Origin of the sequence: Streptomyces sp. HUAS TT11 (assembly GCF_051553595.1) — a bacterium.
In the GTDB taxonomy this organism is placed as follows: domain Bacteria; phylum Actinomycetota; class Actinomycetes; order Streptomycetales; family Streptomycetaceae; genus Streptomyces.
In genome coordinates this window covers 7,451,006-7,471,179 of sequence record NZ_CP196184.1, presented here as the reverse complement: position 1 = coordinate 7,471,179, position 20,174 = coordinate 7,451,006, and the positions used below count along the sequence as shown (strand labels likewise).

Below are 20,174 nucleotides of genomic sequence, written 5' to 3'. Positions count from 1 at the left end.
TCACTACCCGCCCGAGGGCAGATCGGTGCGCGGAGCGGAGCCCAGATGTACGCCGACGCGCTTGACGAGGAGCGTCATCTCGTACGCCACCTGGCCGATGTCCGAATCGGCGTCCGACAGGACGGCGAGGCAGCTGCCGTCGCCCGCCGCCGTCACGAAGAGGAACGCGTCGTCGAGCTCGACGATGGTCTGCCGGACACCGCCCGCGTCGAAGTTGCGGCCGACACCCTTGGCGAGGCTGTGGATTCCCGAGGCGACCGCGGCCAGGTGCTCGCTGTCCTCCCGGCTCAGCTCCTTGGAGACCCCTGTGGGCAGGCCGTCGCTCGAGAGCACGAGCGCCTTGCGGATGCTGGCGACACGCTCCACCAGGTCGTCGAGGAGCCAGTTCAGCTCTCCAGACGCCTTTTTGGCGGCGCCTTGCCCTGCGGCCTTCGGTGCGGTCATCGACCGTCTCCCTTTGTCGTTCCTCGTGCTGAGCCGTCCAGGGCGTCGTCGCCCGCGGCGTTCTCCTCGCGGCCACGCTGCCAGCCCCGCTGCAGCGAGGCGAAACGGCTGCGGACCTCGTCGGCGTCCCGCTCGACGGGACCCGCTCCGCTCGCGGTGCGGGACGCGTCCCCCGAGGCGCGCCGGTCGGGGCCCTCCTTCAACTGCGGGGCCAGACTGGCCTGCCGGACCCGGCGGGGCAGCGCGACCGGACCTGCCGGAGCCGCCTGCGTCTCGGCTTCCTGGTGCGGGGCCGTCTCCTCAGGACCGGCTTCCTGCCGGGTGCGGCGGCGCTGGGGCAGGCCCGGGCTCCCCGAGAGCTCACCGTGCGGGCGCCGGCTTCCTTCCGAGGGCTCCCGCAGGTCCGAAGGACGCCCGGACTCCTGGGATCCCGCCGGCTCGTGGTCCGACGGCCCGCTGTCCCTGCCGGCCGCTGCGCGCCGCGGGCCCTGCTCCTTCACCGGGCGGCCGTGCGAGCTGACGAGCTTGGGGGTCCGGCGCAGGGGAAGCGGTACCGGCGCGTTGGGACGGTCCACCTCGTCGGAGCGGGCCGGTTCACGCCGGGCGTCGTGCGCCTGCTGGTGCTGCTCGCCCGGGGCCTGTGCGAGCGAGCGGCGGGAACGGAACAGACCACCGCTTTCACCGTCCCGGTCGTCGAGACCGTCCGGGAAGTCGTCGAGCTCGTCCAGGTCGACGGGCGCCTCCAGTTCCACCGGGCCGTCCAGGATCGAACCCGGGAGACCGGGGAGCTTGACCGGCACCGTGGTCAGCGCCGGGGCACCGTCCACGGCGGCCCCGGCCTCCTTCTCGGGCATCGGCCGGTCGAGCCGGAAGCCGATTCCGTTGGTGTCGGGGATGTCGTCGGTCAGCAGGATGTCGGGGATGAAGACGACCGCCGTGGTGCCGCCGTAGGGGGACGGCTGGAGGGAGACGCGGACGTTCTGCCGCTGGGCGAGCCGGCTCACCACGAAGAGGCCGAGCCGGTCGGTGTCGGAGAGTTCGAACTCGGGGGTCTCCGCGAGCCGGAGGTTGGCGTCCAGGAGCACCTCGGCCGTCATGCCGAGGCCGCGGTCGTGGATCTCCAGGGTGAAACCGTTGGCGACCCGTTCACCGAGCACCTGGACGGCGGTGTGGGGCGGCGAGAACACGGTGGCGTTCTCCAGGAGTTCGGCCACCAGGTGGGTGAGGTCGGCGACCGCGGGCCCGGTGACGGCGACGCGGGGCAGCCGGCGCACCTCGATGCGCTCGTAGTCCTCGACCTCGGCGACGGCGGCGCGTACCACGTCCATGAGCTGGATCGGCTTGCGCCACTGCCGGGAGGGGGCCGCTCCGGAGAGGATGACCAGGCCCTCGGCGTGCCGGCGCATACGCGTGGTCAGATGGTCGAGGCGGAACAGATCGGCGAGTTCCTCGGTGTCGTCGGTCCTGCGCTCCATGGTGTCGAGCAGGGTGAGCTGCTTGTGCAGGAGCACCTGACTGCGACGGGCGAGGTTGACGAAGACCTCCGAGACGCCGGCCCGCAGTTCGGCCTGTTTCACGGCGGCCTCGACGGCGGCACGCTGCAGGGTGTTGAGGGCCTGGCCGACCTCGCCGATCTCGTTCCTGTCGTACTCCAGCCGCGGCGCCTCGGTCTCCACGTCCACCTGTTCGCCCGCGGACAGGCGGCGCATCACGCTGGGCAACCGCACCCCGGACGCCTCGTGCGCCTCCAGGCGCAGCCGGCGCAGATCGCGGATGAGGCCACGGCCGACGCGCACGGACAGGAACAGCGAGACCAGCAGGGCGAGAAGCCCGAGCACGCCCGCGACGGCCGCTTTGGCGATGACCCTCATGGCGAGCGGTCGGACGCGGTCCTGGTAGCGGTCCCCGGCCTGCCGGCTCATCGTGTCGAGCCGGCCGAGGACCTGGCCCGCGGCCTCGTCCCAGCTCCTGGCGGTCACCCCGTGCGGGGCGCCGGAGGTGCCGTTGACGACCCCCTGTTCGGCCACGCGCAGTGACGCGGTGTCGGCGTTCTTCCAGTAGCGCTGGAAGCGTCCGCTCTCCGACGCAGGCAGCAGCGACAGGCTGACGTCGTACATCACGGCACGCTGGGCGACGAGATCGGAGACCTCGTGGATCTCGTCGCGGGTGACCCGGCCGGCGACGAGCGCGGACCCCAGGAGGGCGTCCTCGCGGGAGAGCAGCTCGCGGGCCCGCGAGACATCGACAAGAGCCCGGCCCTGCTTGTCCACCGTCACGTTGTCGAGGGCCTGCAGATTGGCCAGGAGAGTGAAACACGGGTCGACGAGGCGGTTGTAGAGGTCCAGGGCCTGGGAGCGCTTGACCGTGCCGTCCTCGACGCTGCGGCGCAGCGACACGATGCCGTCCAGGGCCTCCATGATCGAGGTGAGGTGCTCGGCGGAGCCCGCGTCCATGTCCGCGCGCAGGCCGCTGTCCTTGCTGTTGCGCCGGAGTTCGGCCACCACCTTGTCCGTGGCCGTACGGCTGCGGCGCAGCGCGGTGAGGGCGTCCGAGGCACGCGGATCGGCGAGGTAGACGAGGGTCTGGCGGCGCTCCTGCTGCAGGACGCGGACCGTGTCCTCGGTGGGGTAGCCGACCTTTTCGACGACGTTCGAGACGTCGAACAGCGCCTGGGCCTCACGCCCCGTGAGTGCTGTGGCGAACGCCCAGATGGCGGTCAGTGACAGCAGCGGCACGAGAAGCAGCGCCACGATCTTCCGGCGGATGGAGTTCCCGCGAAAGCGCATGGCCTCCCCCAGCTCGACCCCCAGGCCCGGGGGTACACGTGTACGTCAACAAACGGCGCGAGCCTACTACCGACGCACCCGTATCTCGAAGGCCGGGCGGAGCGCACAACGCCCCCGAGACCGTCGCGACATGGGCAGTTGTCCCGTCATTACGGGAGATTGCCTCCCCGAAACGGGACGGCGCGGTCCGCATCGGGGCGGGAACACGGGGTCCTTGGCCGGATTTTTTCGCCCGTGGGGAATCTTCGCGGAGCTCCGATCGTCTCCCCCTACGGGAAACGGGGGCGGATTCGACCGCAGGCGCCGCATGCCGCACTCAGGTGGCGTAAAGCTGCGCAAGCCGGGCAACCAGTGGGGGGCCGGAGTCGTCTGACACTCCGGCGGAGGTCTGCGGGCGGTGGGGAGTGACGAGTTGATGAGCACGGTGGAGCGACGCGAGACACCGGGACGGGGCGCCGGGGCGTCCACGGCGGCGCGAGGGGCGGCTCAGGCACCGGATCACAGCATTCCGGCGGACGCGGACCCCGGCATATCGCAGGTGCGCGAACCGGACGGCGGGTGGGGCACCGCCAGGGACGAGGAAGTGCGGTACGCGATCGCGTATCGGCGCCCCCTGTGGGTCGAGGAGCCCGCGCGCCGGCGTCGGCTGCCGGACCCCGTGCGCACCTCCGCGGTGCGGGCGGTACTGATCATCTCGGTGACCCTGATCCAGGCGGTGATCGCCTTCCTGTGCACGCTGGCGGGCTCCTGGCTGGCCTTCCCCATGGTCCTCAGCAGCGTGGCCGGCACGGTGGTGGCGACCTGGGGCGTGCTCGACGTCTGGATCACGCGCCAGGTCTGGAACCAGCGCCACGGTGTGGTGTCGGCACCCAGCAGCACGGCCCGTGCCATGCGCCGCGAACGCCGGGCGGCCCGGCGTCGCGCGCGGACCGCTCAGCAGCGACAGGAACGCATACGCCGGCAGGGCAACACCGGGCGGCAGTTGTCACATCCGTGATGCCGGGGGTGCGGCGCCCGCGACACACGGCGCCGCGCCCCTCGCCGCTTCCTACGGGACGTCCACGGACGGTCGCTTGAACATCCGGGTCGCCGTGATCTCGCTGTGCACCGCCTCGTCGGCCCGGGGCTGCTGCGGCAGCCCCGGCCGAAGATGCTCCTCCACCCGGATGTACTTCAGTCCCGCCCGCAGGTCGGCGTCGTTGCGCAGCCGGATGACCAGCGGGAACTCGGCGAGCGCGGTCGTGTCGAACAGCCCGGTGGTGTAGAGCAGCTGGACGCCGAGCGCGTGAGAGACGGCGCGCTGGAGCTCCAGCAGATAGGTCGCGTTGGCGCGTCCGATGGGGTTGTCCAGGAACAGCGTGCCCGCATGGCGGTGCCTGTCACGGCCGCGGTCGTTGCTGCGCAGTGCCGCCATGGTGCAGTACAGCGCGATGGCCGCGGTGAGCAGCTGGCCGCCGGAGAACACGTCACCCATCTGACCGACGGGGACACGTTCGGCACGCAGCACGGCGTCCGGCTTGAGGATCTCGACGGCGACGCCCTTCGGCTGGAGGGCCGCGCCGACCCCTCGCAGGAGCAGCGACATGCCGTCCCGCCGGAGGTCGGAGTTCTTCCTGACGGCCGCGCGGGTCGCCTCGTCGACGACCTCACCGAGCCGTTCGGTGAGCGTGGCCTGGTCGGGCTCCTCGAAGCGGATGCGCAGGAACTCCTGCCCGGACCACTCGCCGAGTCCCTCGGGCAGCTGGGAGAGCCGCTGGGCCGAGCGGAGTGTGGCGAGCGCCGACTCCACGAGTCCGCGCAGCCGGTCCACGATCGAGTCGCGGTTGCGCTCCAGCTGGGCCAGCTCGTCGGTGAGCACGCGCAGCCGGGGCGCGAAGGCGTCCGCCCACCGCTGTGCGTGCTCCGGCAGCGCCGACGTGGGCAGTTCCCGGATCTGCTGCCGGGCCGGGGTGCGGACCTGCTCGTACCGGGTGGAGTTGGCATGCCGGACGAGCACGTCGGAGGCTTCGCGCACGGCCGTCTCCGCCGAGGACAGGTCGCCGGCGCAGCCGCGCAGCGACCGGCGGGTCTCGGCGGCGGACCGGCGGGCCTCCTCGAGGCTGCCCGGGTACTCCTCCTGCTCCTCCTGCTCCTCCTCGGCGGTGTGTTCCCGCAGCAGATCGCGGAGCATCGCCGCGATCTCGTCGAAGCCGCCCGCGGCGTCCTCGGCCGCCCGGTGGGCGTCGAGCAGTTCGGCATGGGCCTCGCGGGCCCGGCCGAGTGCCTCCACGCGGGAGGCGAGTTCCGATGTGGCCGTGCGCAGCAGGGACTGTGCGTGCTCGGTGTCCCGGGGGGCCGTCTCCTCGGGCAGCTCGGTGTGGGCCTCGCCGTTCTCGGGGGCGTGCCGCTCGGCCTCGCCGCGCAGCCGGCCGAGCTGCTCGCTCGCCGTGGACATCCGGGTCTCCAGCAGCTGCACCAGCTCCTCGGCGCGCGTCGCCGCGGCCTGCCGGGACGGGCCGTCCGAACCGTCCGGGGACTGCAGGAGCTGTTCCGCGCGCGAACGGACCTTGTTGCTGAGCCGGTCCAGTTCGGCGAGCGCGGCGGAGTCGTCGCTCTCGGCGCGCGCCTGTTCGGCCCGCAGGTCGGCACCGACACCGACCTTTTCGTACACCTGGGAGGCGGCACGGTAGGCCTCGCGGAGCGCCGGCAGGGACGCCTTCGGCGCGTCGGCGTCGTCCGCCGGTACGTCGTCGGGGGCGCCCGCGATCTCCGCGCGCTCGGCCCGCAGCGCACGCGCGGTGCGGCGGGCGTCGTCGGCGGCGCGCTGGGCGGCCCTGCGGTCCTCGTCGGCGGCCCGGGCGCGCTCCAGGCAGGACTGGGCGCGAGCCTCCGATTCGACCGCCTCGTCGGCCAGTTCCCGCAGCGCGGCCTGCCATCCCGCCCGCTCGCGCAGCCTGAAGGCGAGGCCGGCGAGCGCATCGGCGGCGCGCCGCGCCCGCTGCGCCGCCTCCTGGCGCTCGTCGCGCACCTGGGTGGCCTCGGCCGCCACTTCGTCGGCCTCGGCACGGACGGTGCGCGCCTCGGTCAGTTCGGCCTCGGCCTCCTCGGCGAAGGCGCGGGCGTCCCGGGCGGCCGTCGCGAGTTCCGTCAGACGGCCCGCCGGGCAGCCGGTGCGCCAGGACGCCAGTCTGGCGGTCAGCTCGCGGTCCTTGCCGAGCCGGGCCGCGAGGGCCCTGATCTCCTCGTCCCGCTCGGTGGCCCGGGCGCGCAGCTCCTGACGCTCCTCGTCGGCCGCGTGCTCGTCGTGCATGGCCGGATTCGGCGGCACGAGGAAGACTCCGCCGTCGCCCTCGTCGAGGGCGGGCGTCGGTGCGAGCAGCGCGGCCGCGGTGCCGACGGCGACGGCGGAACGCGGCAGCAGAGCCGCGTCGCTCAGCGCGTCACGGGCCCGGGCGTGGGTGTCCGGGTCGGTGATGATCACTCCGTCGACCAGTTCGGGACGGGCGGCCAGCACGCGCGCATGGTCGGCGGGGTCGACCGCCTGCGCGAGGTAGCGCCAGCCCGGGAGCGCCGGGATGCCGTGCTCGCCGAGGAACTCGACGGTCGCCAGCACGTCCGGGCCCGGGGGGAGCAGCCCGCCGTCACCGAGGGCACCGAGGATGCGCGCGTCGTCCGCCGCGGCGGTACGCAAATCGAAGAGCTGACGCTCGGCGGAGGTGACGGTGTCGTCGAGCAGCTCGCGCAGTTCGTCGGCGAAGCGGTCCAACTCCTCGGCGGTGAGGGACCCGCCCTCCGCGGCGATGTCCGCCACGCCCGTCTCCTCGTCGCGGCGCGGCCGGGGGACCCGGGCCCCGCCGGTGCCGGACAGGCTCAGCAGTTCAGACAGCCGCTCCTCCGCCGCCAGCGCCCGAGCGGTGCCCTGCTCGGCCTCGTACGCCCGCTCGGCGGCCGCGGCCGCGTCGGCCGATCGGGCGGCCGTCAGTTCGGCGCGCGATTCCGCGGACGCCGCCTCGCGGGCGTGCTCGGACGCCCGGCGGGACGCCTCACGCGCGGTGTCCCAGGCGGCGACCGCCGCCTTCTCCGCGTCGCTCGCGGCGAGTGCCGCGCGTGCCGGGTCGGCGTCGGGGGCGCTGTCGTCCAGCCAGCCGGCGCGTACGGCCTCTGCGGTCTCCTGCTCGACCTCGGTGAGCCGCTGGCGCAGATGTCCCACCTCGCTGCGCGCACGCTGTGCCTCCGTGGCGGCGGCGGTCGCGTCCCGGTGCGCGGACTCGCCCGCCGCCTGGAGCGCGGCGGAGCGCTCTTCCTCCTGGTTCGCGAGGGTCTCGGCGCTCTCGGCGGCGGCGTGCAGTGCCCGGACGAGGTCCACGGCGGCCTTGGCGCGCGCGGCGAGCGCCGGCGCGGCGTCCCGCTCGGCCTCGCGGATGGCGGCCGCCACCCGGGCCGAGCGGTCGGCGGCGGCGCGGTGCCGCAGCACGGCCTCGGCCGCCTGCCAGGCGGAGTACAGCTGGCGCGCGTCGGCCAGCTCGCGCTTCTGGGCGGCCGCCGCCCTTTCCGCACCCGCCAGGGCCAATGAGGCGTGCCGGTAGGCGAGTTCGGCAGCGGTGAGCGCACTGCGCTCGCGGGCACCCTCGGCATGCGTGACCGCGTGGGCGGCGGCGGTGACGCGCTGGGCCAGGTCGGTGGCCCGCATCCGCTCGCGCACCCCGCGTGCCGACAGCCGCCGGGCCAGGGTGCGGGTGCGCCGCTCGGCGCCCGCGTGGATGTCCCGGGCCCGCGACCGTGCCTCGGCCGCGTCGACGATGCGCCCGAGCAGATCCACCGAACCGGCGGTGAAGTCGCGCTCGGCCATCAGCTCGGCACGCCGTCCCAGCTTGTTGCCGAAACCGCCGACCAGGTCGGCGAGCCCGTCGGTGTCGCGGGTGTCGGTCACGGCCCGCAGCAGCAGGTCCGTGAAGTCGGAGTCCTTCTTGACCGCGAAGAGGCCGGCGGCCTCACCCTCGTCGGCGTTCATCTCCCGCTGGTAGCGGAAGAGTTCGGGATCGAGGCCGAGGTCCGTCAGATGCTCGTTCCAGCGGTCGTGGATCTCCTCCCAGTGCACTTCGAGGTGCGGGTACGCCTTGCCCGCCTCCGTCAGGGCGTCCCGGAAGCCCTTCATCGTGCGGCGCCGTCCCGCCGCCCCGGAAGCGCCTTCCGCCGGCGGTCTCACGGCGGTGGACTCGGCGACGGGCAGATTGTCGAGGCTGAGGCCGGGGCCGGGCCGGAAGGAGTACCAGGCCTCCGCGAACTTCCGCGGGTCGCTGGAGACCTGGCGCCCCCGCCATTCGCTCACCTTGCCGACCACGACGCACTCGCCGGTCAGTGTGTGCTGCCACTCCAGCGCCACATGCCCGCAGTCGTCGGCGAGCAGGAACTTGCGCAGCACACCGGAGCTGGCCCCGCCGAGGGTGTTGCGGTGGCCCGGCAGCATCACCGAGAAGATCAGCTTGAGCAGGACGGACTTGCCGCCGCCGTTCTCCAGGAAGAGCACGCCGGCGGGTGCCGGACGGCGCGGCGGGCCCGCGGGCTCCTCTTCGAAGAACTCCGCCTGGGTGGGCGCGGGGTCGGGCACCGGATCACCCACGCCCCGCAGGTCCAGCACGGTGTCGGCGTAGCGCGCACCGGCCGGTCCGATGGAGTAGAGGCGGACCCGGGACAGCTCGTACATGGCGGGGGACTCTCGTCGTCGGTCTTGCTGAGTCTGCGGAAGTGCGGAGGGCCGAAGGCCGGGGGCCTCAGGCTCTGCCCGAGTGGAACGGCAGCCCGGCGTCGGCCACCAGCTCCAGGTCGTCGGTGTCCTCGGCGGGCAGCAGGGTGCCCGTCCCGTCGGTCACCGGGACGACGCCCAGTTCGAGGAGTTCGGCCATGGCGGCGCTGCCCGCCAGGTCGCGCACCTGGAGTTGGTAGCGGGCCGTCGTGCGGTAGGTGCCGCCGTGGTCGTCGCCCGTGCGCTGGAGGAATCCGGAGTCCGTGAGGAACGCGACGGCCTTGCCGACGATGCCCGTGGTGGAGCCCGCGAGCCGGCGCGCGTCCTTGGTGGCCCCTGTCGCGCTGCGTCTGGCCCAGATCCGCCAGGCCGCCTCCAGTCCCGGCGCGTCCGTCGCCGGGTCCGTGTTCTCGCCCTGCTCCTCGGCCCGTTCCTCGAGCCGGCGGCAGGCCTGGCGCACGAAGGCGTCGACGCCGTTGACCGTGACGCGCCCGATGTAGCCGTCGTCGGCCAGGTCCTCGGGGCGCGGGAACGCCAGCGCGGCGACGGCGAGATGGGCGAGGCCGTGCAGAAAGCGGTCGCCCGAATCGGCGGAGGTGCGCCGCGCGTAGTCGCCCATGCGCACGGCGAACACGGAGTCCTCGGCGGCGGTCACCGCCATGCCGGCGCGCGGGGACACCTCCAGGACGACCAGCCCGAGCCCGCCTGCCACGGCGTCGGCGAGCCGGGCGAAGCGGGGGTCCTCGCGGTAGCGGCGCAGCAGCTCCGTGTACTCCTGGTCGCGGGCGGGCTGGAGCTTGGGCTGCAGCCCGAAGGCGACGAGCCGCGCCGCGTCGGCGGCGTCGGCGGGGGTGACGGGGGCACTCACCGGCGCGGCGGCGGCCTCCGGCTCACTCCACTCGACGTGCTCGGTCACGGCCGGGACTCCTCATGGTGCTGGTACTGATCATGGTGCTGGTACTGATCGCTGGTCATGCCGCTTCCGTCCGGTCCGCAGCCATGCCCGCCGCATCGAGCAGTGCCGTGCCGACGATCAGGTCCGCACCGCCGAACTCCGGATCGTCCAGCTCCGTGCCGTCGTCCACGGCGAACAGCAGCTTCTGCTCGCCCTGCCGGTAGGCCGTGCCGACCGGCGGGCTGGCCGCGTGCACGGTCAGCAGGGCCACCAGGTAGGGCAGTTCGGGGTCCTGGCGGCGCGCCTGTGCCAGCAGTCCGGACAGTCGTCGCGGCGCGTCCGCCGGCAGGTCGAGCAGTTCCAGCGCGGCGGTCAGCTGCTCCTCGCTGAACCGGCTGTCGTCCGGGGTGGCGATCAGGTCCGGCTCGGGCATCTCGGCGCCGAGGTGCTCGCGCTCCACGGGCGGCGTCAGGAGCAGGTCGACGAGGTCTCCGACGCGGACGGAGGCGGGGGTGCGCAGACCCGTGCCGTGGCCGAAGAAGGCGTCCGTGACGCGGATCGCCTGCTCCAGCGGAAGCGGCAGCAACGGTGCGAGGAGATGCCCGTACAGGTCCGTCCCCGAGGTCGCCATGGGTGCGGCGAAGGCCTGCCGGTCCTGCTCGGCGCGGAACAGCGGGCCCGCTTCCAGAAGCCGCGACTGCAGTTGGGTGTGCCTGCGGATGCAGTCCTTGACGATGTCGACGAGCTCGGCGGCACGCCGCTTGTGCTCGGGGTCCTCGGACTCGTCGCGGGCCCTGCGGATGTTGGTGAGGATCGCGTTCTCGTGGCGGTAGCGGTCGGCGACGTGGTCGAGGGCCTCGGCGATCATGTCGGGGACCGTGTTCAGCCAGTCCACCGCCCGGACGTTGCGCCGGGTCGCCTCCAGGGTCCTGCGCAGCGACTCCGAGTACTGCACGGTGCGGTAGCGGGCCTGCTCGGCGGCGAGCTGGGCGTCGGCGAGGCGCCCGCGGCTGATCAGCACGTCGAGTTTGACCTCGGCGGCGATCTGGGCGCTCGTGACGTCCGTGTCGAGGGCGCCGACCAGGACGTTGACCGCCTCGTCCGTCGTCCTCAGGTAGACGCCCCCGCCGTAGCCCGGGACCTCCTCGATCAGCTTGAAGTCGTAGTCGCGGCGGACGTACTCACCGTCGGCCGTGAACGTGCCGTACACGGCGCGGAAGCCGCGGTCGACGCTGCCGACGTTGACCAGGTTCTCCAGGACCCAGCGGGCCACGCGCTCGTGCTCCGCGACCGGGCGCCGAGGGGCCTGGGCGGCGATGCGCGGGATGAGCCGGGCCACTATCTGGTCGTGGTCCGCTCCTGTGTCGAAGTCCATGTTCAGTGTGACCAGGTCGATGGCGGACAGGGCGACCTCCGCCATCCCGTACACCGTGTACTCGCCCGCGAGGTTCGCCTTGCGTGCGTCCAGGTCGTGCAGCGGCGCGGTGCAGGCGAGCGCGCGCAGCCGCCGCGCCAGCCCCTCGTCGGCGGCCGGGCCCGGTGCGGGGCGCGGTCCCGCGCCGAGCTGGGGCGGAACACGGTCCGTCGATGCAGGCGAAGTCACGGTGCACAGATTAGGTCCTCGGTCTGACAACGTCCCAAACAGCACGGGTGCGCCGCGGGGTCCGCGTCGTCGCCCCGGTGCGGGAGACCTGCTACTCGTCGCCGACCCGCCGCCGGTAGTCCTCGACGATCCGCTCCAGCGAGTCGTGGAGGTAGACCTCGAGGAGCTCCTCCGCCCCGATCCGGTCGCCGTCCTGCAGGGCCCGGAGGATCTGCCGGTTGCGCACCAGGTAAGGCTCGTGCAGCCGCCGGGGGTCGTCCACGACGTGGAAGGCGAGCCGCAGTTCGGCGAAGACGCTGCGCATCAGCTCGTCGGTGCGTTCGCTGCCCGCGAGCGCCACCAGCTCCCGATGGAAGTGGATGTTGGCCGTGCCCAGCCCTTTCCAGTCGGTCTCCCCCGCGGCCCGCTGCCCCTCCGCGACGGCCTCGGCGAGGCCGTCCAGGGCGTACGGCGGCTCGCCCAGGCCCCGGACGACGGCGCACTCGACGAGCAGACGGGTGCGGTAGATGTCCTCGACGTCCTCGACGGTCAGCACCCGCACGAAGACCCCTCGGTTCAACTCGTGGACGAGCAGTCTCTCGTGGGTGAGCAGCCGGAACGCCTCGCGCAGCGTGTTGCGGGAGACGCCGAGCGCGCCCCCGATGCCGTCCTCCGACAGCCGGGTGCCCGGCGGGAAGTACCCCTCGGCGATCCGGCTCCTGAGGATGTCCGAGACCCGCTCGGCGGTGCTGGTGCGCCCCAGGAGGGCGCGGTCGTCGGCCAGTCCCGTCAGCTGCTCTGCCATGCCCGGAATTCAATCGCAGATACAAGGACGAAACAACATGGGTATTGAAGGATCGTTGAACGATCCCCTACGGTACTGCGAACGGCATCACCCGGCCCCACGCTCCGGGGCCGCACCTTTCGCGCGAAATGTCCCACCGTTGGGCGCAGTTCCCCGCACGGCGCCCTCCGACCCGCACGGCACGGCTCATCCCGCAAGCACCCTCCGTCCCTCACTGCGAGGTGCCCATGAGCACGACCCCTCCCTCCCGGCCCCTGACCGCCGACGCCCACTCCGACGCGGCCGAACGCATCGACGACGACGGCGCGTCGGCCTGGCTGCGCGCCCTCGGACCGCGCGGCCGGCGCGCCTTCGCCGGAGCCTTCGGCGGCTACGCCCTGGACTCCTACGACTACTTCACACTGCCGCTGAGCATGGTCGCGCTGGCGGCGTACTTCGGTCTGGACAGCGGCCAGACGGGACTGTTCACCACCGTCACCCTGGTCGTCTCGGCGGTGGGCGGCGCCATCGCGGGCGTCGTGGCCGACCGCATCGGCCGGGTGAAGGCCCTGATCATCACCGTGGTGACGTACGCCGTCTTCACTGTCGCCTGCGGCTTCGCGCCCACCTACGAGACGCTGCTGGTCTTCCGGGCCCTCCAGGGGCTCGGCTTCGGCGGCGAGTGGGCGGTCGGCGCGATCCTGGTCGCCGAGTACGCGAGCGCCCGGCACCGCGGCCGTACGCTCGGCGCGATCCAGAGCTCCTGGGCCGTCGGCTGGGCGCTGGCCGCCGTCGTCTACACGCTGGTCTTCTCCTTCGTGGGCGACGACCTCGCCTGGCGCGTGATGTTCTGGACCGGAGCACTGCCCGCGCTGCTGGTGATCTGGATGCGCCGCCGGGTGCACGACGCCCCGGAGGCGACGGCCCAGCGTGAACGCAGCGCGCAGAAGGGGTCGTTCGCGGCGATCTTCAAGCCCGGCTCGGACGGGTCGCCGGGTCTGCTGCGCACGACGGTCTTCGCGGGCCTGCTGTCCACCGGCGTCCAGGGCGGCTACTACACGCTGGCGACCTGGGTGCCCACCTACCTCAAGACCGAACGCGGCCTGTCCGTCGTCGGCACCGGCTCCTATCTGGCCTTCCTCATCTCCGGAGCCTTCCTCGGCTACCTCACCGGCGGCCACCTCACCGACCGGCTGGGCCGCCGGCGCAACATCTGGCTGTTCGCACTGCTCTCGGCGGTCTGCATCCTGGCGTACGCGAACATCCCGAGCGGCGCCGACACCCTTCTGCTCGTGCTCGGCTTCCCGCTCGGATTCTGCATGTCGGCGATCTTCAGCGGCTTCGGGTCCTATCTGAGCGAGCTGTACCCCACGGCCGTACGCGGCACGGGGCAGGGCTTCACCTACAACACCGGGCGCGCGGTGGGCGCCGTCTTCCCCACCCTGGTGGGCTTCCTCGCCGACAGCTGGGGCGTCGGCGGGGCGCTGGTCTTCGGCGCGATCGGTTACGGTCTCGCGGCGCTGGCGCTGCTCGGCCTGCCCGAGACGCGCGGGAAGGAACTGACGTGAACCGAGCGGACGACCGCCCCCTCACCCGCGTCGACGGCCACGCGCACACGTGGCGCCCCGAGGACGCCCGGGCCCGCTTCCGCGACGGGCTCAGCGGCCCGACGGCCGGGTGCGCCGCGGGCCACACCCAGGCCAACCTGGTGTCGGTACCGGCCGACTGGGCCTACGACACGCTGCTGTTCTGCCAGCGCAATCCCAAGCCCTGCCCGGTCCTCGACGTCACGGACGCCGGGTCCTTCACCACGGTCCTCGCGGACGGCGCCGATCTGCGCACCGATCTGCCGCGCTACCGGGTGTGGCAGGACGGCGAACTCGTGGACGAACCGACGGACGTCCTCGCGCACTGGCGCGACGACCTGGTGTCGTTCCTCATCGGGTGCAGCTTCACCTTCGAGTGGGCGCTCGCCGAGGCGGGCGTCCCCCTGCGCCACCTCGAACAGGGCCGCAACGTGCCGATGTACGTGACGGGACGTCAGTGCCGTCCGGCGGGGCGCCTGCACGGCCCCATGGTGGTCTCCATGCGCCCGGTGCCGCCGCAGCACCTCGGAGCCGCGATCCGGGAGAGCGGACTGCTCCCGGCGGTGCACGGAAGCCCCGTGCACTGCGGCGATCCCTCGGCCCTCGGGATCGAGGACCTCGGCCGGCCCGACTTCGGCGACCCGGTGGACGCCGAACCGGACGACATCCCGGTGTTCTGGGCCTGCGGAGTGACCCCGCAGGCCGCGGTGACGGCCTCGCGCCCGCCGTTCGCCATCACCCACGCACCGGGGCAGATGCTCATCACCGACGCCCGTGACGAGCAGTACCGGGTCGCCTGACATCGCCCGACCAGGAGGGACCATGATCGATCTCAACGCCGACCTCGGCGAGGGCTTCGGCCGCTGGCAGCTCACCGACGACGAGCGGCTGCTGTCCGTCGTGACCAGCGCCAACGTGGCCTGCGGCTTCCACGCCGGGGACGCGGCCACCATGCGGCGGGTGTGCGCACTCGCGGCCGAGCGGGGGGTACGGATCGGCGCCCAGGTCTCCTACCGCGACCTGGCCGGGTTCGGGCGGCGCTCGATGGATGTGCCGCCCGCGGAACTGGCGGCCGAAGTGGCCTACCAGATCGGCGCGCTGGAGGTCTTCGCGCGTGCCGCGGGCTCCCGGGTGTCGTATGTGAAGCCGCACGGCGCGCTCTACAACCGGGTCGTCCACGACGAGCGGCAGGCCGAGGCGGTCGTGGACGGCGTGCTGCTCGCCGACGCCGCGCTGCCCGTGCTCGGGCTGCCCGGCTCACGGCTGCTCGAGGTGGCCGAGAAGGCCGGACTCCCGGCCGTCACCGAGGCGTTCGCGGATCGCGCGTACACCGAGGAGGGAACGCTCGTGCCGCGCGGCGAGGACGGCGCGGTGGTCACCGACCCGGACGGCGTGGTGGAACGCTCGGTGGGACTCGCCCGCTTCGGGGTCGTCACCGCGCACTCCGGGCGTGAGATCTCCGTACGGGCACGTTCCCTGTGCCTGCACGGGGACACGCCCGGCGCCGTCGGCCTGGCCCGCCGGGTGCGGGCCGCGCTGGAGGCCGCCGGCGTCCACGTGGAGGCCTTCGCATGAGAGCGATGCCCGTCGGTGACGACGCCCTGCTCCTGGAGGTCCCCTCGGGGCAGGAGGCCGAGGCGCTGCACGCCGAGCTGCAACGCCGCAGGTCGGCCGGCGAGCTGACGGTGCGCGAGATCGTTCCCGCGGCCCGCACCGTCCTGCTCGACGGGGTGCGGGAGCCCTCCCGGCTCGCGGCGCGGCTCGCGGGCTGGGAGATTCCGCCGGTCCCCGAGCGCGTGCAGGAACCGGTGGAGATCCCCGTCCGGTACGACGGCCCGGATCTGCCGGACGTCGCCGACCTGTGGGGCGTGTCCCGGGACGAGGTGGCGCGCATCCACTCCGCGTCCCGGTTCCGGGTGGCCTTCTGCGGGTTCGCACCCGGTTTCGGTTATCTGACGGGTCTGCCGGACCGCTACCACGTTCCGCGCCGCGCCACCCCCCGCACGGCCGTGCCGGCCGGCGCCGTGGCCCTGGCCGGACCGTACACGGGGGTGTACCCGCGCCCGTCGCCCGGCGGCTGGCAGCTCATCGGCACGACCGACGCCGTCCTGTGGGACCACGCGCGCGTGCCGGCCGCGCTGCTCGCGCCGGGCGCCGTGGTCCGCTTCGTCCCGGTGGGCCCCGGATGACGGACCGCGCGCTCTCCGTCGTGCGCGCCGGGGCGCTGACCACCGTGCAGGACACGGGACGGCCCGGCCTCGCCCACCTCGGCGTGCCGCGTTCGGGAGCGCTCGACGCGCCCGCCGCGGCACTCGTCAACCGGCTGGTCGGCAATCCCCCGGAGGCGGCCGTGCTGGAGACCACGGTCGACGGCTGCACCGTGCGGCCTCGTTCGGCGGTCACGGTGGCGGTCGGCGGCGCGCCCTGCCCGGTCACCGTGGACGGGCGTCCCGCACCCTGGGGAGCGCCGGTGCGTGTCGCGGGCGGTGCGCTGCTCGACATCGGACGCGCGCGGTCCGGCGTGCGCAGCTATCTCGCCGTCTCGGGCGGTGTGACCGTGGAACCGGTGCTGGGCAGCCGCTCCACGGACCTGCTCTCCGGCCTCGGCCCGCCGCCGCTCGCGGACGGTGCCGTACTGCCCCTGGGCAGGCCCGCCGGCGTCCTCCCGTATGTGGACGCCGCTGCGCAGCCGGGTCCGCCGGACGAGTTGGTGCTGCGGGTGACGCCGGGGCCGCGCGACGACTGGTTCACGGCGGACGCGCTCCGCACGTTCCTCACCCGCGCGTACCGGGTGTCCTCGGCGAGCAACCGCGTGGGCCTGCGCACCGAAGGTCCCCCGCTGGAACGCGCCCGGCCGGGCGAACTGCCCAGTGAGGGAATGGTGCTGGGAGCCGTCCAGGTGCCGCCCGACGGATGCCCGGTCGTCTTCCTCGCCGATCATCCGACGACCGGGGGGTACCCGGTCATCGCGGTCGTGCGGCCGGCCGGCCTCGCGGCCGCCGCACAGGCGACTCCGGGCACCCCCGTGCGTTTCACCGCCGTCAGCCGTCGTTAGGCGCGCCGGTTCACGCCACGTCCGGCTGTTCGGCCACCGACAGCGCGGCCAGCGCGGACGCCACCGCGTGCGAGGCGCTCAGGTCCAGCCGGGCGCTGGTCCCCCGCGCTTTGTGGCGCACCTCGGCGGCGGCGAGGGTGAGCAGTTGGGGCAGCAGATCGGTGCATCGCCTCGCCACCCAGCCCGTTCCGGCGGTGGCGAGCCACCACAGGCTGGCCGAGCGGGTGGGCGGTGCGAACTCGGGTTCGGCGGCGGGCGCGGTGCCCGTCGCGACACCCTCCTCGGCGAGCAGCGCGTGGAAGCGCAGGGCGAGTTGCCGGTGCCCGCGCTCCCCCGGGTGCAGCCGGTCCGCGCTCCACATGGACCGGTCCTGGATCCAGTCCCCACCCTCGGCGTGCAGATGCACCGCCCCGTGCCGCTCGGAGAGCGCGTGCACGACCGTGTTCACGGCCCGCTGCCGCCGCGCCAGCGGGCGCGCCAGCGCACCGGGCAGGCGGAGCATCGACCCCGGGTCCGGCAGACAGGCCGTGAGCAGCACCGCGCCCTGGGCCCTGAAGGCCGCGTAGACCTTGTCGAGCCGGGCGGCCACGGCGTGGATGTCGAAGGTGTAGCGCAGCGTGTCGTTGACGCCGATGACGACGGAGACGACATCCGGACGCAGGTCGAGCGCGGCCGGGGTCTGCCGTTCGAGGACGTCCCGGGTCTGCGCGCCGCTGAAGGAGAGGTTGGTGAACTCGGCCGGGGCCTGGGCGGGCGCGAGCCCGCCGGCGAGGAGCGCGGCCCACCCCCGCCAGGAGTCCCCGACGGGGTCGCCCACGCCTTCCGTCAGTGAATCGCCGAGTGCGACGAACCGCAGGGGTCTCATGCGACACCCTCTCGGGCGTCGTCCCGGAAACGGTCGTCGAAGGCCGTCGGTCGCACGACGGACGGCTGCACGTCGTGGGCCGCGAGGAACGCGTCGACCGCGGTCTTCCACCCGAAGCACTCGGCACGCGCGCGTGCCGCCTCCCGGCGCTCGCACTCGGGCCGCTCCGTGAGCAGGTCGATCGCGTCGGCGAAGGCCTCGCCGGTGTTCACCGCGGTGGCGCCGGCCGAGCCGATGACCTCGGGCAGCGCCGAGAGGGAACTGGCCACCACCGGGGTTCCGCAGGCCATCGCCTCCAGGGCGGCGAGCCCGAACGTCTCGGCCGGACCGGGGGCCAGGCACACGTCGGCCGAGGCCTGCAGGGCGCCGAGCAGCTCCCTGTCTCCCACATGGCCGAGGAAGGTGACCGGCAGCCGCCGCTCGGCCGCCCGCTGCTCCAGCCGGGCCCGCAGCGGGCCGTCACCGGCGACCACCAGGACCACACGCCGACCGCGCCGCAGCAGCGACTCCACGGCGTCCAGGGCCGTGCCGGGCCGCTTCTCCACGGAGAGGCGGGAGCACATCACGAGCAGCGTCTCGTCCTCGCGCGCGTACCGCTCACGCAGGCCGGCGTCCAGCAGCGAGGGGTGCCGCTGCTCCAGGTCGACGCCCAGCGGGGCCCGTACGACGTTGCGGGCCCCGATCCGCACGAACTCGCGTTCGGCGAACTCGGTGGTGCACACCACCCGTGCGTAGGTGTGTGCCGTACGGATGTTGAGCGCGTCGGCGGCCCGCCGCGAGAGGTTCTCGGACAGGCCCCAGGTGCGCAGGACTCCGTCGGCGGTCTCGTGGGAGACCATCACGGCGGGAATCCGGGCGCGCCGCGCCCACTTGCCGGTCCAGCGCAGCGTCGTGCGGTCGGAGACCTCCAGGCGGTCGGGGTCGAGTCGCTCCAGGAGGGCGGCGACCCGCCGCTTGTCCGTGAGAACGCGATAGCCGCCGGTACCGGGCAGCACGGGCCCGGGCAGGGTGATGACCCTGCCCTGCTCGGTCTCCCGGTCGCTGTGGCGCTCCCCGGGGACGATCAGCACCGGGTCGTGGCCCGCTTCCTTGAACCCCTTGCCCAGCTCGCGCAGGGCCGTGCGCAGACCGCCGGAGGAGGGCGCGACGAAGTTGGCGAGCCGCACGATCCGCAGTCCGCCGCCGACGCGCTCGGTGGCGAAGCTCATGCCGCCACCGCCGTCCTGCGCGCGGCGAGGACGTCCGCGTAGTGGCCGATGAGCTGATCGCCGACGGCCGCCCAGGTGCGGCCCTCGACGAGGGCGCGTGCGGCGGTCCCGTACTCGTTCCGCAGCGCGCGGTCCGAGACGAGCGTCTGCACGGCGTCCCGGAAGGCGGCCGTGTCACCGGGCGGGACGAGCAGTCCGGTCCGGCCGTGGGCCACCAGGTCGAGCGGTCCGCCGGCGGCGGGCGCGACGACCGGCACACCACTGGCCATGGCCTCCTGGACGGTCTGGCAGAAGGTCTCGAAGGGGCCCGTGTGCACGAAGACGTCCAGCGAGGCGAAGATCCGGGCGAGCTCGTCACCGGTGCGGCGCCCGAGGAAGGCGGCCCCGGGCAGGGCGCTCCGGAGGGTGGGCTCGCTCGGCCCGTCACCGACGACCACGACCCGGACGCCCTCGAGCCCGCAGGCGCCGGCGAGGAGCTCGACGTGCTTCTCGGGGGCCAGCCGGCCGACATAGCCGACGATCAGCTCGCCGTTGGGGGCGAGCTCCCGGCGCATCGCGTCGTCGCGCAGGTCGGGGCGGAAGCGGACGGTGTCGACACCTCGCGGCCACAGCTGGACCCGCGGCACGCCGTGCGCCTCCAGGTCGTGCTGTGCCGCGCTGGACGGCGCGAGCGTGCGGTCGGCGGCGGCGTGCACGGAGCGGATGCGCCGCCAGGCCGCGGCCTCGCCCGCGCTGATGTAGGTGCGGGCGTATCCGGCCAGGTCGGTCTGGTAGATGGCGACGGCCGGGATGCGGAGGCGGGCGGCGGCCGCCATGCCCCGGACGCCGAGGATGAAGGGGCTGGCCAGGTGCACGATGTCGGCGCGGTGCTCGGTGATGGCCGCGGCGACGCGTCGGCTGGGGAGAGCGACGCGCACCTGGGGGTAGCCCGGGAGCGGGATGGAGGGGACACGGACGACGGGGCACGGCGCCTGGGCGTCCGGCCCGTTCCCGGCGGCGGTGGCCGGGGCGACGACGAGGGGAACGTGACCGCGATCGACGAGGTGCCGGGCGGTCTGGAGCGCGCAGTGGGCCACGCCGTTCACATCGGGGGGAAAGGATTCGGTCACGATGACGACACGCATACCCGTGTTCTCGCCCTGCCGGACGTGGCCTCGTCAACGTCGATCTTTCCGGACGGGGAACGTCCTGTGAGCGTTGGGCTGCGCCGCCGGGCAGGTCAGCCCTCGTCCATACGCTCCTGACTC

Annotated in this window: 15 protein-coding genes; 6 read left to right on the top strand and 9 right to left on the bottom strand. The window is 73.7% G+C overall.

Going from position 1 to position 20,174, the window contains the following annotated elements; genetic code table 11:
- Positions 1-3 precede the first annotated feature (3 nt).
- Complete coding sequence (locus ACSHXN_RS33460) at positions 4-444, bottom strand: roadblock/LC7 domain-containing protein (protein ID WP_355140335.1); 441 nt, start codon at positions 442-444, stop codon at positions 4-6.
- Positions 441-3,230, bottom strand: a complete 2,790-nt coding sequence (locus tag ACSHXN_RS33455; RefSeq protein WP_438304773.1) for a nitrate- and nitrite sensing domain-containing protein — start codon at positions 3,228-3,230, stop codon at positions 441-443. Before ACSHXN_RS33455 ends, ACSHXN_RS33460 begins: the two co-directional genes overlap by 4 nt.
- A 415-nt stretch (positions 3,231-3,645) precedes the next feature.
- Between ACSHXN_RS33455 and ACSHXN_RS33450 the strand changes: the two genes are divergently transcribed.
- The gene (locus ACSHXN_RS33450; RefSeq protein WP_438304771.1) at positions 3,646-4,227 is read left to right on the top strand and encodes a hypothetical protein; all 582 of its coding nucleotides are present in this window, start codon (positions 3,646-3,648) and stop codon (positions 4,225-4,227) included.
- A gap of 51 nt (positions 4,228-4,278) precedes the next feature.
- Here the strand turns inward: ACSHXN_RS33450 and ACSHXN_RS33445 are convergent, their stop codons facing one another.
- The 4 genes from ACSHXN_RS33445 to ACSHXN_RS33430 form a co-directional block, all read right to left on the bottom strand.
- The gene (locus ACSHXN_RS33445; protein WP_438304769.1) at positions 4,279-8,913 is read right to left on the bottom strand and encodes a hypothetical protein; all 4,635 of its coding nucleotides are present in this window, start codon (positions 8,911-8,913) and stop codon (positions 4,279-4,281) included.
- A 67-nt stretch (positions 8,914-8,980) separates the two neighbouring features.
- On the bottom strand, positions 8,981-9,868 hold the full coding sequence (locus tag ACSHXN_RS33440; RefSeq protein WP_355140339.1) for a hypothetical protein: 888 nt from the start codon (positions 9,866-9,868) through the stop codon (positions 8,981-8,983).
- 55 nt (positions 9,869-9,923) lie between these two features.
- A complete protein-coding gene (locus ACSHXN_RS33435; protein ID WP_355140340.1) occupies positions 9,924-11,450 on the bottom strand; it encodes a hypothetical protein in 1,527 nt (508 codons plus the stop codon).
- 91 nt (positions 11,451-11,541) lie between these two features.
- Positions 11,542-12,234, bottom strand: coding sequence for a GntR family transcriptional regulator (locus tag ACSHXN_RS33430; protein WP_355140341.1), 693 nt, complete (start codon positions 12,232-12,234; stop codon positions 11,542-11,544).
- 227 nt (positions 12,235-12,461) lie between these two features.
- On the opposite strand from ACSHXN_RS33430, the gene ACSHXN_RS33425 reads away from it, so the two are divergent.
- Genes ACSHXN_RS33425 through ACSHXN_RS33405 form a run of 5 tightly spaced genes read left to right on the top strand, consistent with a single transcriptional unit; the run spans position 12,462 to position 16,854 of the window.
- Positions 12,462-13,781: an MFS transporter gene (locus tag ACSHXN_RS33425; protein WP_355140342.1), complete on the top strand. Its 1,320-nt coding sequence runs from the start codon at positions 12,462-12,464 to the stop codon at positions 13,779-13,781.
- A complete protein-coding gene (locus ACSHXN_RS33420; protein ID WP_355140343.1) occupies positions 13,778-14,599 on the top strand; it encodes a putative hydro-lyase in 822 nt (273 codons plus the stop codon). Before ACSHXN_RS33425 ends, ACSHXN_RS33420 begins: the two co-directional genes overlap by 4 nt.
- Before the next feature lie 22 nt (positions 14,600-14,621).
- Positions 14,622-15,374, top strand: coding sequence for a LamB/YcsF family protein (locus ACSHXN_RS33415; RefSeq protein ID WP_355140344.1), 753 nt, complete (start codon positions 14,622-14,624; stop codon positions 15,372-15,374).
- Positions 15,371-15,988: a 5-oxoprolinase subunit B family protein gene (locus ACSHXN_RS33410; protein ID WP_355140345.1), complete on the top strand. Its 618-nt coding sequence runs from the start codon at positions 15,371-15,373 to the stop codon at positions 15,986-15,988. The genes ACSHXN_RS33415 and ACSHXN_RS33410 overlap by 4 nt, the downstream gene beginning before the upstream one ends.
- On the top strand, positions 15,985-16,854 hold the full coding sequence (locus ACSHXN_RS33405; protein ID WP_356114895.1) for a biotin-dependent carboxyltransferase family protein: 870 nt from the start codon (positions 15,985-15,987) through the stop codon (positions 16,852-16,854). Before ACSHXN_RS33410 ends, ACSHXN_RS33405 begins: the two co-directional genes overlap by 4 nt.
- Positions 16,855-16,864: 10 nt before the next feature.
- Here the strand turns inward: ACSHXN_RS33405 and ACSHXN_RS33400 are convergent, their stop codons facing one another.
- From ACSHXN_RS33400 to ACSHXN_RS33390, 3 genes are read right to left on the bottom strand one after another with little or no spacing between them, the layout of a single operon-like run.
- Positions 16,865-17,719, bottom strand: a complete 855-nt coding sequence (locus ACSHXN_RS33400; protein WP_355140347.1) for an SGNH/GDSL hydrolase family protein — start codon at positions 17,717-17,719, stop codon at positions 16,865-16,867.
- Positions 17,716-18,927 carry a glycosyltransferase gene (locus ACSHXN_RS33395; protein ID WP_355804357.1) on the bottom strand — a complete coding sequence of 404 codons (1,212 nt, stop codon included), beginning with the start codon at positions 18,925-18,927 and terminating at the stop codon, positions 17,716-17,718. The genes ACSHXN_RS33400 and ACSHXN_RS33395 overlap by 4 nt, the downstream gene beginning before the upstream one ends.
- Entirely contained in the window at positions 18,924-20,051 is a 1,128-nt protein-coding gene (locus ACSHXN_RS33390; protein ID WP_356297229.1) for a glycosyltransferase family 4 protein, read from the bottom strand. The genes ACSHXN_RS33395 and ACSHXN_RS33390 overlap by 4 nt, the downstream gene beginning before the upstream one ends.
- Positions 20,052-20,174: the final 123 nt, after the last annotated feature.